We start from the raw sequence: 13,707 nt of genomic DNA on the forward strand, positions 1-13,707 counted from the left end.
GCATAAACCGCTACACTGCCCACATGAAACGATCTGCACGCGCCATTATTGATACCGCCGCCCTGCGGCATAACCTTGCCCGCTGCCGTGAGGCTGCGCCCAATAGTTTGGCAATGGCAGTGATTAAAGCCAATGCTTACGGGCATAACATGCTTAAAACGGCTGAATCGCTGAGTAATGCCAATGGCTTTGCGGTGTCATGCCTGCAAGAAGCCGTAGAGTTGCGGCAAGCACGCTTTATCCATCCCATTTTGGTATTACAGGGGTTTAGCAATCTGCAAGGCATGAAAGCCGCCGCAGAACACCGTTTTCGCGTGGTACTTCACGACCTTTCCCAACTTGAACTATTGGATAGTGCGCCGAGTTCGGTCAAATTAGACGTGGCGCTAAAACTCGATACCGGTATGCACCGCTTAGGCTTTCCCGTCGAACAAGCCCCTCACCTGTTCGAGCGTTTAAGTAAGCACCACAATGTCAAACCCACCCCTTGGTTAATGACCCACATGGCATGTGCCGATGAGTTGGATAATCCCAAAACCTCACAACAATTGGAAAGCTTTGCCAAATATACGACTGGCTTGCAAGCACCTCGCAGCGTGGGCAATTCCGCCAGCATCCTAGGGTGGCCGCAGACACATGTGAATTGGGTACGCCCCGGTATTATGCTGTACGGTTCATCACCATTCGTGAACGGTGATGCCAAACGTGACGGTTTGCAAGCCGTCATGACCTTGGTTGCACCCCTGATTTCGATTCATACTATCCCCAAAGGTGAGAGCATAGGCTACGGCGCAAGCTGGACATGCCCAGAAGACACCCGCACCGGCGTAGTCGCAATTGGCTATGCAGACGGCTACCCGCGCCATGCGCCTACCGGCACACCTGTCTGGGTCAATGGTAAGCAAACCCGTATTTTAGGGCGGGTGTCGATGGATATGATTGTGATTGATTTAACGGCTATTGAAGCACGGGTGGGGGATCAAGTTGAATTGTGGGGTAAAAACCTTTCAGTTGATCGTGTTGCACAAGCAGCCGGAACCATCAGCTATGAACTTCTCTGCAATGCAGGCAAGCTATGCAATCATGAATATCTTTAATTAAATAAATCTTTTCTTGTTACTGATAATTAAATAAGAATTTGCTATCCTATTTTTTATTCAAATCAATCTAAATCATGGATGGGCTTAGCATGACAACAGCAAGATACACCGTCAACAGTGGTCGTCGCGAACAAATGAAACGTGAACTAATAGGGCTAGTCATTGGTACAACCTTATTAATGACTGGGATGGCCTTCCTCTTTTCTCAGAATATTGGCGCAACCAATAATGACAACAATCTATTAACCGAAACAGCTACCAAACCTGCTGCCACACCAGCAACATCAGAGGAAACAAAATCGGATACTACACCAACTTTAGCGGCATTAGACGTCACCCCACACGATACGACCAAAATCACACCTGATGCCTCTCCTGCTCCAGCAATGTCAGACATCAAAGCCACAACGCTAAACTTAGCTGAAATCACACCCGATGCTAAACCTGATGATAAAGTTGAAGAAATTACACCCGAAGTCAAGTCTGATGAGACTGCCGCTCCCGCTGCTGAGGTAAGCACCGGCTGGATTTATGCCGGACAATTTGTTAACGGCAAATGGTCAGAAGCAGGTTTAAAAATTGGTGCTGAGCTACCGACAAATGCTAAGAAATATACCTTAAGCTGGGGCGCAACCGTGCGAGAACATCCTCCCCGTAGCTCAAGCAGTAACAAACTCGGCAAAACCCTCGGTAATCTTGCTGCTGGGCAAGAAATTGAGATTGTCCAAGTCAAAAAATCGGGTAGCAAAGGCCATGTTTGGCTGGAAATTAAATACCCTCAATAGCCGGTGTCGATATGTATGGTGCTAGACTTGCAACTATTCCTAAATTGCTGTTGTCTACAAACGCATCATGATTTTAAGTATCCGAACTAAACTGTTTATTGCCATTTTCCTTGCCTGCCTACTAATTGCTGGCGGTTTAGCCGGTATGTTGCAATATCGGCTAAACCGCAGTTTTTTAGACTACCTGAATGAACAGGAAAATCGATCCCTAGCCCAACTGGAAAATCGCTTAATCGAGGTCTACGAAGCGCGTGGTAGCTGGGAAGAACTGGAACAAAATCCTCATCTATGGATTTCCATTCTCGATTCTGCGGTGCGCAGCAGTTTTTTGCGTATCAACGACAATGAACCGGGAAGAGTCCCTCCTCCTCCCATAAGACCACCTGTTCGCCCTAATCAAGACCCAGCAATGGGTGATATGCGCCCTCCACCGCCGCGAACCAACGTTGCACAGCGTATGGAACGTTTCATCGGACGTATAGTGCTATTAGACGCTCAACGCGCAGTGGTCAAGGGCAGCATTCGCATGGATATTCCCGAAAATTTACTAGAACTCAAATCTGACAATACAACCATTGGTTATCTCGGTATGTATCCGCGCCAACGCGTGACAGAGAAAGTGGATATGGACTTTGCCGAACGCCTGCAACGTACTTTGTGGTTAGTAGTACTCTTTATGGCACTTCCCATGGCTGGCTTACTCTCATTTTTATTAGCACGGCATTTAGGCAAACCCATCCAAGCGTTACGTAACGGCACACGCCAACTGACCGATGGGAATTATAGTTTGCGAATGCCTTCCCAAGGGCATGATGAACTAGGCTTATTGACACGGGATTTCAACCAACTGGCCGAGCGTTTACAGCAGAACGAAGCCTCCCGCAAGCAGTGGATTGCCGATATAGCACACGAATTGCGTACTCCCCTAGCCATTTTGCGCGGAGAAATTGAAGCACTACAAGATGGTATTAATCAACCGGATGTAGCCACTTTGGCATCATTGCATCAAGAAGTCAGCCATTTACAACGCTTAGTCAACGACCTTTATGACCTTTCCATGTCTGATAGTGGGGCACTCAGTTACCGTAAAGAAACGGTAAATCTCATCACTTTGTTACAGGAAACCCTCGCATTACACAGCACAACATTACAAGAACAAGGCTTACAAATGCAGGCGACAGGGCTACATCAGCACCCCGTATTGATTCAAGGTGACCCACAACGCTTGCAGCAATTATTCAAGAACCTGCTAGAAAACAGCTTACGTTACACCGACAAACCGGGACAATTACAGATCCATACGCAGATACAGGCTGGCTGGGTGGATATTCTGTTTGAAGATTCGTCACCAGATGTGCCTGATGACGCCTTACCACACTTGTTTGAACGCTTATTTCGCGTCGAAAGCTCACGCAATCGCGCAACCGGTGGCGCAGGTATTGGTTTAAGCATTTGCCGCAACATCGTGGATGCTCACGGGGGAACCATTAGTGCAGCGCATTCAGCACTGGGTGGGCTACAAATCCGTATCCACTTGCCCTTGCAACAGTAACGGACAGACGCATGGAACACATCCTGATTGTTGAAGACGAACCCAAAATTGCTGATTTACTGCAAAAATACCTGCAAAATGCCAATTACCGCACACACTGGCTAAACAATGGTTCGAAGGTTGGCGAGTGGGTACGCCAAACACCACCCAACCTTATCGTGCTCGACCTGATGCTACCGGGTAAAGATGGCCTAGAAGTGTGCAAGGAAATTCGTCAATTTTCCCCCATCCCCATCATTATGCTCACCGCACGTGCAGAAGAAATCGACCGTTTACTCGGATTGGAACTTGGCGCAGATGACTACATTTGCAAACCTTTTAGCCCGCGTGAAGTGGTTGCACGTGTGAAAGCGGTGTTGCGGCGCGTACCGCTCATCGCCGCCGATCAAACTCAACATCCTCCCTCCCCTAATGCACGCTTATTGGAACTTGATCGTGATCGTTTACTGGTCAGAGCAGGTGAACATGAAGCGCTCCTGACGCTGGTAGAGTTCGAGTTACTCGCCACCTTAAAACAACAGCCCGGCAGAATCTTCGGTCGTGACCAACTGATGACCAAGGTATACACCGACAACCGTATTGTATCTGACCGTACTATCGACAGTCATATCAAAAAACTACGCAAAAAACTGTCTGAAATCTTGCCGGATCAGGAACTGATTCACTCCGTATACTCGGTTGGCTACAAGTTCGAAGCGTAGATTCCTCTGCACACTTCCTCATTGTTTGCACAATTGCAGCAAATTTCGTGCGCAATCTGCGCGTAGCATGTCCCTCATCAACCAAGTTACACAAGAGGAACACAACATGAAAAAAGCATTAATTGCAACAGCATTGATTGGCGTAATGGGCATGTCCGTTGCACTTGCTGACCACGGTTTCGGTGGTGGCAAAGGCGTTTGCGGCGGCAAAGCAGGGCATGGTGGCTTTGGCGGACGTAGTGCGATGATGGGCGAAATGTTGGCCGAAAAGCTGAAATTAAATGACGCACAAAAAGCCCAACTTGATACCATCAAACAAGAACAAAGCGCCAAAATGGAAACAATGCGCACCCAAATGCAAGAGCAAATGAAAGCACTGCATACCGAAAACGAAGCTAAAATTGCCGCCATTCTGACACCAGAACAAGCTACAACTTTTAAGCAAATGCAAGATGAACGTCAAAAACGTCAACAAGAGCGCTTAGAATCCGTCAAAAAGCGTCTTGAAAACAACACGTTCTAAACAACTCAAAACAATTAACAATAGGAAACACTACTCATGAAAAAAGCATTAATCATTACTTCGCTGGTTGCCATGTTAGGCGCATCTGCTGTTATGGCTGATTACGGTTTTGGCGGCGGCAAAGGCATGGATCGCATGAAAACATTCCTTGGCTTAAGTGACACGCAAGCCGCACAAGTAGACAGTATCATGCAAGAACAACACGCCAGAATGCAGGCATTACATGATGAAACCAATCAACGTATTCAGGCATTGCTGACACCTGATCAAGCCGCCAAATTCCAACAAATGGAACAGCAACGCGGTGAACGCAAAGGTAATCGCATGGGAGGTGCTTCCCAAAGCAATCTGCAACCACCAGCTACCAATAATTGGGGCAACTTTTAAGCTAACTTGATTTTCACGTCTGGTATTATTTGAGTCATATTTCACCTCGCTTAGGGCAGTCTATCGACTGCCCATTTTTTTGCCATCAAAAAATTTACTTATTTTTAATTATTTATATAAAAAATTTAATTAAGAAAATATTTAAAACATTGATAAGCAGCCATGTTACATCAATTAAATTTAGTTAAAAAAATCTGTCCATTTGAAAAAATTGACTAGAATTAGCGTAAAGCATTTCAGAGTAAGCAACAGGGAAGGTGAATATGTTGGACAGTACTTCGGATAATGATGACCTGACACCGATGCAAGAATACATGATTGCCGGTGGGGTAATCCTAATGTTTGGGTTGCTTTATTGGTTTTTGAATCATAGCGAAAGTGACGACACTGCGTTGATGTCCGCTAATACGTCAGCACCTCAAGTGGTAATGATGGCAGCGGAGCAAACACCTGTTGAAACAGCGACGGCAGACATCAATGACGCAAACGTAGTGATGGATTCAACAAAAACTGACAGTGGCAACGCTGCGTTAACCGTTAAATCAGCACAAGAATTGACTCAAAACACCCCAGAACCCGTGCCAAATGTACCTGTAGCACCTGCTCTCATCACCACTACTGCACCCAAAATAGCCACATTGGAAGCTGGCCCTGTTGGCTCCGCGAGTTCCAATACTATCACCAGCACACCAGTCACTCCGGTAGCACCACAACCCACGCTATATACACTTCCTGACGGTCGTCAGATCGACATAGCGCCCAGCCATTTTGGGTTGGCGTTCCGTGATGCGATTGCAAAACGTGAAGTTGATAAGCCGATTATTTTCGACGAAATTAAATTCGATTCTGGCTCTAGCAAACCGAATTATCAATCTACCACGCAAATTCAGCAGGTGGCGGCATTACTGAACGCGCACCCCGACATCAAATTATTGATTCGTGGGCATACCGATGAGGTAGGTGCTGCCAAAGATAATACCGAACTATCGTTAATTCGCGCCAACGAAGTAGGCGTTGCCTTAGTGCAAGCAGGCATTGACCGCAAACGTTTACGCATTATGGGCATGGGAAGTTCAGAACCCATCAGTATTGATAATACCAATGAGGCACGTGAGCGCAACCGGCGCATTGATGCCTTAATTCTTAAATAATCGAAATAGTTACACAGTAAACTCATTTAATTGACAGGAGTAATCACTATGGATGGACTTTCATCATCTCTCGCTAACATATTAGGGGAACTGGCTTCCGGCAAACTAGGACATGCTTTGATTGGCTTGGCAATCTTGATTGTAGGGCTGATTGTGGTCAGCTTTATTGCAGGCTTCATCAAGCGTATGTTGGGAAAAGTAGGTTTCTTGGAACGCACTAAATTAGCTAAGCCACTGGCTTCCTTAATCAAAGCATTGCTAACCATTTTTGTCTTGATGGCAGTCTTACAGCACTTTGGGTTAACGGATGTGTTAGCACCGCTGAAAACCATGCTGAATAAGTTCCTGGCAGCTATCCCCAATATTATCGGTGCAGGTGTCATTGGTTATGCTGGCTGGGTCATTGCAAAGATTGTTTCAGAACTAACCGCCGTTGCACTTGGTAAAGTTGATCGTCAATTGGCCCTTAAAATGGGTGACCAAAGCACGCAAGGCATGAAGATCTCCAAAATTGGCAGTTCTTTCATTTTTGCTGCCATCTTAATCCCTATCGCGGTAAGCGCCTTAGGGGTATTAAATATTCCTTCCATTACTCAACCTGCTTCTGACATGCTGAATAAGCTACTAGCGGCTATTCCAAATATTATTGGTGCAGGTATTATCCTAGCGGTAACCTATTTTGTTGCTAAGTTTGTGGTATCCATGCTAACCAGTGTCTTGGATGGCATCAATATCAACGGTATGCCACAAAAATTGGGGTTGACCGGCGTCTTTAATGACTCATTCACACCGACTAAATTAGTTAGCAATGTCATTATGTTCTTTGCCATGTTGACGGCTGCGACGGCAGCAGTGAATACCTTGGGTATTGAAATCATTTCCAATATCTTTGCAAAAGTGTTGGAGTTTGGTGGCGGTATTCTGGTCGGTGGCGTTATTCTGCTGGTTGGTTATTTCCTAAGTACTTTGGCGTATAACAAACTGAGTCAATATGGCAGCTCTGGCATCGCCAGTATTGCCCGTTTCGCTATTTTAGGCTTGGTGTTGGCAATGGGGCTGCGGGCAATGGGATTGGCAGATAATATCGTGAATATGGCATTTGGTTTCACGTTGGGTGCAGTAGCGATTGCAGCAGCTTTAGCCTTTGGTTTAGGCGGGCGTGAAGCCGCTAAACGCATTGCAAATGGCTGGGCTGACAAAATCAAGTAATGCTGATTGGGTTAATACCCATAATACTCAAAATAAATGGGAGTGTATGACACACTCCCATTTTTCTATCACGCTAATAATGCCGCTACTTTCTTTCGATCTGCTCGCTTCATGGCCTTCCCTGTAACCGGACTAATCGGCGCACTCGCAAACCGGTCATCATGTGGGAATACCATCAATTCCACCTCCACATCATCCACGTAAAAGCGTAGCAACGGAAAATATTCCTGCTTTTTATTGCCTAAACGCGTGCGACGTTCGTGAACTTGGAATGGAATATGCTGATCTTCTAGAAAAAACATCACCTCTTCTACGCCATCGGCTGATAAATACAGGGTCACAGCGGAGTGTGGGCTAGACGTTCCTTCTAAAGCTGCTCCCGTCAAATAGGGGTTGTAGGCTTGCAGGAAATCCATGGCTTCTAAGGCAACCTCACGGTGATGCCGCAACACAGCAGGTTGAGTATCTGCATCGAATAACTGAATGCGCTGGTGAATCGCTGCCTCGATTTCTTCATTGGTAGGCTGAGCGCTACCATGTGCTGAAACCCCCAGTTGCTCGGCTGCCCGCAACTTAGCCAAACGATAGTCACGCATCCCCTCCTCATAAATCAGACGGGCTGCTTCCTCTGCTACCCAATGGCGTACTTCATCGCGGGTATTACGCATCAGAACAATTGCTCAGGAATTTCGACCCGTTCAGGTGTACGTTGTGGTGCTGGTGCTCGTGGTGCTGAGCCACCGGCAGGAGCTGCCTGACGGGGTGCAAGATCACGCTCGCTTTTGTACTGAAAGCCAACCCCTGAATTTTCCGCACGAGCAGTACTGCGACGGCGCGGTTTATCTTCAGTATCCAGATCCAAATCGGCCTCTTTAAGATCAACTGGCTTTTCCCATTCTTTAGACGGCTCACCTTTAAGCACACGATGCATAAAATCAATCCACATGGGCAAAGCCACATTAGTAGCAGTTTCACCCTCGCCTAATTTAGACATATCATCGAAACCAACCCAAGCAACAGTTACCACATTAGGGGAAAAACCACAGAACCATGCATCTTTTTGATCATTCGTTGTACCGGTTTTACCCGCAATATCTTTACGATTTAAGCTACGCCCCGCACGGGCAGCAGTGCCAGACTGGGTAACATCTTGCATCATGCTAACAATCTGATAATGCGTTCTATTGTCCAGAATACGTTTAGCCGCAGGGTAAGCCCCATTCTCACCGATTTTCGGACGCTCAACCGCCGCAGTCTCCCAAATGGGTTTATCCGATGCTACAGAATCCACGCTTTTCTTATCCGACTTATCCGCGCCTGCTGTGTTTTTACCATCCTTGCCTTCATAAGCATCGGCTGGCTGATCAGTCTGCTTTTCAATAACACACACATCTGTCTCACCCGCACAAACCCTAGGCGAGGTCTCTTCAAACAACACTTTATGATTACGGTCTTCAATCTTGGTAATAAAGTAACTATCGACTTTGTAACCACCGTTCGCAAACACGGCATAAGCCGTCGCCATTTCTATCGGCGTCGTCATGGCCGTTCCCAACGCAAGGGTTAAATTAGGCGGCAAATTTTCTCTGGGAAACCCAAACTCGGTGGCAAAATCAATCGCGTAATTCACACCAATGCTACGCAATAAACGGATCGAAACCAGATTACGGGATTTCGACAATGCCTCCCGCAAAGTCGTAGGGCCGATGTACCTCCCCCCAAAGTTTTCTGGCTTCCATGTACTGCCAGGAATGTCAATCGGTGCATCATTCACAATACTGGCTGGCGTGAAACCTTTCGCCAACGCAGCCGCATACACAATAGGTTTGAAGCTAGAACCGGGTTGACGCAGGGCTTGCGTAGCACGATTAAATTTAGAATGTTGGAAATCAAATCCACCCATGACAGCACGTACCGCGCCATCACTAGGGTCTAGGGATACCAAAGCCCCCCCTACCGTCGGCACCTGGGAAAGCACCCACGTATTTTTTTCTTTATCGGTCTGGCGAACCCGAACCACATCCCCAGCTTTCAACACATCACTGACACGTTTAGGTGCAGCCCCTCGACGGTCTTCGCTTTTGAATTCACGCGCCCATTTGACGGCCTCGAATGTCAAGGTCACGCGAGTTTCACCCACCAATAACTCCGCCGCGCTAGCGTCTGTTGTTAACACCAATGCAGGATACAGCTCCCCTAATACGGGGTAAGAAGAGAGCTTGTCACGCATCTCATCTTCTGTTTTCAAATCACTGAGCACTAGTTTGTCTTCTGGCCCACGATAACCGTGGCGCTGGTCATACGCTAACAATGATTTACGTAATGACTCAGCGGCTTCTTTCTGGATGTCGGAATTTAGTGTGGTATAAACATGGTAGCCTTGGGTATAGGCATTCGCTTCACCAAAGCGCTTTACAATATCAGCACGCACCATTTCAGCTAAATAAGGCGCATCAGCATCAAGCTCTGTTTTATGCCGTTGAGCGGTATTCGGCTCATTTAACGCGGTTTGGTATTCCAGTGAGGTAATGTGCTGTAACTCCAGCATCCGCTTAAGAATGTAATTGCGGCGGATCATGGCACGCTCAGGATTCGCCAAGGGGTTATACCGCGAAGGTGCTTTAGGCAAACCTGCAATCATGGCACTTTGCGCTAACGTCAACTCTCCCAAAGTTTTGCCATAGTACGTTTCCGCAGCAGAGGCAATACCATAAGCCCGATTACCCAGGTAAATCTTGTTAAGGTATAGCTCCAGAATTTGGTTTTTACTTAGCGTTTGTTCCATTTTAATGGCTAATAAGGTTTCCTTTAGCTTACGTTCCAGATTTTTACCTGAATCCAAGAAGGAATTTCGCGCCAACTGCATGGTAATTGTACTAGCACCCTGACTAGCGGAACCTGTTGATGCCACACTCCGCAAGGCACGTAACACGCCTTTTATATCAACCCCTTGGTGATCATAAAACCGCGCATCCTCAATATCCAGAAAGGCCAGTTTTAACTTTTCAGGCACATCCTCCAGATTAACGGGGCGGCTACGGTGTTCACCGTATTCAGCCAGTAATTCACCATCACGGGTATAGATACGCAACGGCACTTGAATGTCGATCTTGCGTAACTCTGCCTCATCAGGCAACTGGGGAGCATAGTGAGAATATAAGGCAAACAATGCTAACGCCCCTAAAGTAAGGAGTGCAAAAAAAGCGCCTAAAACAAGCTGAAAGAACTTATAGATGAACCGCATGACTACATTGGACTTTTATTCATTTACGCACGGCTCCCGTTTATCTGAAAGCACGCCACCCAAGACGGGCAGAGTAGACTATTTTAGGATTCGACGCTACCATTGACCTGAAAATAATTAAAAGACACGTCACACAACGTTTAATAATAACAATAACTTCGGAATTGCCTGTGTTTTCAATATATCCTCGTAAAGAAAGCTTACTCGGTCTGGACATCAGCTCTTCCGCCATAAAACTGGTGGAAATGACCCGCAAGGGACGCGACTACCGGATCGAAAGTTACTCCGTCGCCCCACTGCCGGAGGGTGTTGCCAATGAAAAAGACATCGTGGAACCGGAACCCGTAGGAGAAGCCATCCGCAAAGCTTTGCGTGATAGCCGTTCCAAACTGAAGCATTGTGCCTTGGCTATTCCCACTTCCATGGCGATCAGCAAAATCATTGCCATGCCCGCTTCTATTCCTCAAGCGGAGTTGGAAGCACAAATGTCAATGGAGGCTGAGCAACACATCCCCTACCCTATGAACGAGGTCAATTACGACTTTGAAATTCTAGGCCCTTCCGCCAATTCACCAGAAACAGTCGACGTATTGTTAGCTGCAACACGCTCTGAAAATGTCGAAGTCCGGGTAGCGGCTGCCGAAATGGCTGGCCTAACCGTGGATATTGTGGATACCGAAACCCACGCGCTGGAAAAAGTGCTGCGCCACTTAACCAACGAATTAGAGCAACATGACTCGTTAGCCATTGTCGACTTTGGCGCAACCATGACCGGCATTAGTGTATTCGAGCGTAGCCGCCTAACTTTTTCTCGCGAACAAACTTTCGGCGGGCGACAATTAACCGAAGAAATCATGCACCGCTATGGCCTCACTTGGCAGGAAGCCGGTTTGGCAAAAAAAGAAGGCAACCTACCGGAAAACTACGTTTCAGAAGTGTTAGAACCCTTCAAAGACAGCATGGTGCGCCAATTACACCGTTTCCTTCAGTTTTATTACGCGTCCAGTCAGAAAGACAGTGTATCGCAAATCCTCATTTGCGGCGGCTGCGCCCGCATTCCTGGTGTAGATGAACAAATCCAATCCACTATCGGGATTCCGGTCAGGGTCATAAACCCTTTCACACGGGTTGCCTTAGGGTCGCGCGTCAGTCCGGTTAGATTTACCAATGACATGCAAGCCCTGCTGATTGCAGCAGGGCTATCACTACGAGGGTTAGAATAATGGCGGGTCTAAACCTCCTTCCTTGGCGGGAAAAAGCGCGTGAAGAAAAGAAAAAGCAGTTTTTCACTCTTGTAGGAGGCAGTGCAACACTAGCCGCTGGGATTATCTTTGGCGCACACCAATACATGCAATACGCCATCGGTTATCAGGAGCAACGCAACCAATTGTTAAGCACTGAAATTACTGAGCTGGATAAACAAATCAAGGAAATTGAAGCGCTAGACGCTACCCGTCAAGCCTTATTAGACAGGATGCAAGTCATTGAAGACTTACAAAGTACCCGTCCCGCTATCGTGCACCTATTTGATGAAATGGTAAATGCACTTCCCAAAGGTATGTACTTACTGCATCTTCAGCAAGAAGCCACCAAGGTACAACTGGAAGGCAAAGCAGAGTCCTATGCACGTGTTTCCAGCTACATGAACCGCTTGGATGCCTCTCCTTGGTTAAGTTCATCTAACTTAAATGTCATTTCCACTCAAAAAGATGCAACCGATGAGGAAATGGTACTGCGTGACTTTAAATTGGATGTCACCCAATTGCTACGTCAAACGCAGGATGATACTAATTCCAACCAAACCACACCCCAAAAGAGTGGTACGCCTCCCAACGTGAAAAAACTCACTAAAACTCAGGAGGATGGCAAATGAACCTGCATGAGCTGAATAATTTAGCAGACGATCCGGGTAGTGTGTCTTGGTCAATCAAGTCAGTGGCTCTAGCATTCATCATGCTGATTATTTTGTTATTGGGCTACCAACTTATCATTGTTGATGAGATAGAGGCACTGACTAACGTAGAAACGAAAGAACAGCAGTTACGCGCTGATTTAGAAACCAAGCAAAAACGTGCCAGCCAGCTTCCACAATACAAAGCTCAAATGGAAGAAATGCAACGTTCTTTCAGTATTTTATTACGTCAACTACCTAGTGATACTGAAATCCCAGGATTGATTCTGGATATTTCTGAAAAAGGCTTATCCAATGGTCTGGAATTAGAACGCTTTGAACCACAAAATGAAGTGCAAATGGAGTTTTATGCCGAGAAGCCTATCAAAATCATCGCAAAAGGCTCATACCGTGAACTAGCAACCTTTGTCAGTGATATTTCTGGGCTGTCACGTATTGTGACCATCAATAATATCGACCTCAAACCAGAAGAAAAGAGCGGACGGCTGCGATTAGAAGCCACCCTTAAAACCTATCGTTACCTAGAAGAAGATAGCGGCGATGCTCCGAGCAAACCGAGCAACAAAGTAGCCAGTGGCAATAAGGGGAAAAAAGGATGAGCAGTATTAAGTTATTGGCAGGATTGGGGTTGTTAGCATCCCTAACAGCCTGTAACAGTGACATGAGTGACCTGGAACAATACGTACAAAGTGTTAAGGCAAAACCGGCCAGCCCTATTGACCCGATTCCCGAAATCAAACCCTATGTGCGTTTCATTTACCCTGGACACGAATTGGATCCGTTTGATTCCAAGATTCTCGCACCCGATACCGTGGCAGACCCCGGCAATGCCATCATGCCAGACCCCAATCGCGTACCCGAATTTCTGGAAAGTTTCCCCTTGGACAGTCTACGCATGGTGGGTACGCTCAACCAAAATAGCGCACTGTGGGCGCTTATCCGTATCCCGGATGGTGCCATTCACCGCGCCCGTGCAGGCAATTACCTCGGTAAAAATCACGGCAAGATCACTAAAGTTGAAGAAACCAAAGTAATGCTTCAGGAAATTGTGGAAAATGGTTTTGGTGGTTTCAAAGAGCGGGAAAATGCCATTGCCCTCTCTGACCTTAAAGATGTAAAAAAATAATACACAGGACTAGCAAC

Annotated in this window: 14 protein-coding genes; 12 read left to right on the forward strand and 2 right to left on the reverse strand. The window is 46.7% G+C overall.

The features are described 5' to 3' along the window. Nucleotides 1-23 precede the first annotated feature (23 nt). From alr to QJT81_17470, 8 genes are all read left to right on the forward strand, one after another. Nucleotides 24-1,097 (forward strand): alanine racemase, encoded by a 1,074-nt coding sequence (alr, locus tag QJT81_17435; protein ID WGZ93560.1) that lies wholly within the window; start codon nucleotides 24-26, stop codon nucleotides 1,095-1,097. A gap of 92 nt (nucleotides 1,098-1,189) precedes the next feature. After that, nucleotides 1,190-1,885: a hypothetical protein gene (locus QJT81_17440; protein WGZ93561.1), complete on the forward strand. Its 696-nt coding sequence runs from the start codon at nucleotides 1,190-1,192 to the stop codon at nucleotides 1,883-1,885. A 67-nt stretch (nucleotides 1,886-1,952) separates the two neighbouring features. Beyond that, on the forward strand, nucleotides 1,953-3,437 hold the full coding sequence (locus tag QJT81_17445) for an ATP-binding protein (GenBank protein ID WGZ93562.1): 1,485 nt from the start codon (nucleotides 1,953-1,955) through the stop codon (nucleotides 3,435-3,437). 11 nt (nucleotides 3,438-3,448) lie between these two features. Next, entirely contained in the window at nucleotides 3,449-4,138 is a 690-nt protein-coding gene (locus QJT81_17450; GenBank protein WGZ93563.1) for a response regulator, read from the forward strand. Nucleotides 4,139-4,244: 106 nt separating this feature from the next. Next, nucleotides 4,245-4,661: a Spy/CpxP family protein refolding chaperone gene (locus QJT81_17455; protein ID WGZ93564.1), complete on the forward strand. Its 417-nt coding sequence runs from the start codon at nucleotides 4,245-4,247 to the stop codon at nucleotides 4,659-4,661. A 36-nt stretch (nucleotides 4,662-4,697) separates the two neighbouring features. Beyond that, on the forward strand, nucleotides 4,698-5,048 hold the full coding sequence (locus QJT81_17460; GenBank protein WGZ93565.1) for a hypothetical protein: 351 nt from the start codon (nucleotides 4,698-4,700) through the stop codon (nucleotides 5,046-5,048). A gap of 263 nt (nucleotides 5,049-5,311) precedes the next feature. Then, nucleotides 5,312-6,199, forward strand: a complete 888-nt coding sequence (locus QJT81_17465; protein WGZ93566.1) for an OmpA family protein — start codon at nucleotides 5,312-5,314, stop codon at nucleotides 6,197-6,199. A 48-nt stretch (nucleotides 6,200-6,247) separates the two neighbouring features. Next, entirely contained in the window at nucleotides 6,248-7,408 is a 1,161-nt protein-coding gene (locus QJT81_17470) for a mechanosensitive ion channel (GenBank protein WGZ93567.1), read from the forward strand. Nucleotides 7,409-7,476: 68 nt separating this feature from the next. Here the strand turns inward: QJT81_17470 and QJT81_17475 are convergent, their stop codons facing one another. Both QJT81_17475 and QJT81_17480 read right to left on the reverse strand, forming a co-directional pair. Continuing rightward, nucleotides 7,477-8,076 carry a hypothetical protein gene (locus tag QJT81_17475; GenBank protein ID WGZ93568.1) on the reverse strand — a complete coding sequence of 200 codons (600 nt, stop codon included), beginning with the start codon at nucleotides 8,074-8,076 and terminating at the stop codon, nucleotides 7,477-7,479. Next, complete coding sequence (locus QJT81_17480) at nucleotides 8,076-10,577, reverse strand: penicillin-binding protein 1A (protein WGZ93569.1); 2,502 nt, start codon at nucleotides 10,575-10,577, stop codon at nucleotides 8,076-8,078. Before QJT81_17480 ends, QJT81_17475 begins: the two co-directional genes overlap by 1 nt. Before the next feature lie 245 nt (nucleotides 10,578-10,822). Here QJT81_17480 and pilM point away from each other — a divergent pair, with 245 nt between their 5' ends. From pilM to QJT81_17500, 4 genes are read left to right on the forward strand one after another with little or no spacing between them, the layout of a single operon-like run. Further along, complete coding sequence (gene pilM, locus QJT81_17485) at nucleotides 10,823-11,875, forward strand: type IV pilus assembly protein PilM (GenBank protein WGZ93570.1); 1,053 nt, start codon at nucleotides 10,823-10,825, stop codon at nucleotides 11,873-11,875. Continuing rightward, nucleotides 11,875-12,525 carry a PilN domain-containing protein gene (locus tag QJT81_17490; GenBank protein ID WGZ93571.1) on the forward strand — a complete coding sequence of 217 codons (651 nt, stop codon included), beginning with the start codon at nucleotides 11,875-11,877 and terminating at the stop codon, nucleotides 12,523-12,525. The genes pilM and QJT81_17490 overlap by 1 nt, the downstream gene beginning before the upstream one ends. Further along, nucleotides 12,522-13,163, forward strand: coding sequence for a type 4a pilus biogenesis protein PilO (locus tag QJT81_17495; GenBank protein ID WGZ93572.1), 642 nt, complete (start codon nucleotides 12,522-12,524; stop codon nucleotides 13,161-13,163). Before QJT81_17490 ends, QJT81_17495 begins: the two co-directional genes overlap by 4 nt. After that, entirely contained in the window at nucleotides 13,160-13,690 is a 531-nt protein-coding gene (locus QJT81_17500) for a pilus assembly protein PilP (protein ID WGZ93573.1), read from the forward strand. Before QJT81_17495 ends, QJT81_17500 begins: the two co-directional genes overlap by 4 nt. Nucleotides 13,691-13,707: the final 17 nt, after the last annotated feature.

The sequence above is a fragment of the Candidatus Thiothrix putei genome, from assembly GCA_029972225.1.
GTDB classification, from domain to species: domain Bacteria; phylum Pseudomonadota; class Gammaproteobacteria; order Thiotrichales; family Thiotrichaceae; genus Thiothrix; species Thiothrix putei.

Excerpts from the sequence above, each read along its gene's own strand:
- alr (WGZ93560.1), top strand. The coding sequence starts at position 24 with ATGAAACGATCTGCACGCGCCATTATTGATACCGCCGCCCTGCGGCAT.
- QJT81_17440 (WGZ93561.1), top strand. The coding sequence starts at position 1,190 with ATGACAACAGCAAGATACACCGTCAACAGTGGTCGTCGCGAACAAATG.
- QJT81_17445 (WGZ93562.1), top strand. The coding sequence starts at position 1,953 with ATGATTTTAAGTATCCGAACTAAACTGTTTATTGCCATTTTCCTTGCC.
- QJT81_17450 (WGZ93563.1), top strand. The coding sequence starts at position 3,449 with ATGGAACACATCCTGATTGTTGAAGACGAACCCAAAATTGCTGATTTA.
- QJT81_17455 (WGZ93564.1), top strand. The coding sequence starts at position 4,245 with ATGAAAAAAGCATTAATTGCAACAGCATTGATTGGCGTAATGGGCATG.
- QJT81_17460 (WGZ93565.1), top strand. The coding sequence starts at position 4,698 with ATGAAAAAAGCATTAATCATTACTTCGCTGGTTGCCATGTTAGGCGCA.
- QJT81_17465 (WGZ93566.1), top strand. The coding sequence starts at position 5,312 with ATGTTGGACAGTACTTCGGATAATGATGACCTGACACCGATGCAAGAA.
- QJT81_17470 (WGZ93567.1), top strand. The coding sequence starts at position 6,248 with ATGGATGGACTTTCATCATCTCTCGCTAACATATTAGGGGAACTGGCT.
- QJT81_17475 (WGZ93568.1), bottom strand. The coding sequence starts at position 8,076 with ATGCGTAATACCCGCGATGAAGTACGCCATTGGGTAGCAGAGGAAGCA.
- QJT81_17490 (WGZ93571.1), top strand. The coding sequence starts at position 11,875 with ATGGCGGGTCTAAACCTCCTTCCTTGGCGGGAAAAAGCGCGTGAAGAA.
- QJT81_17495 (WGZ93572.1), top strand. The coding sequence starts at position 12,522 with ATGAACCTGCATGAGCTGAATAATTTAGCAGACGATCCGGGTAGTGTG.
- QJT81_17500 (WGZ93573.1), top strand. The coding sequence starts at position 13,160 with ATGAGCAGTATTAAGTTATTGGCAGGATTGGGGTTGTTAGCATCCCTA.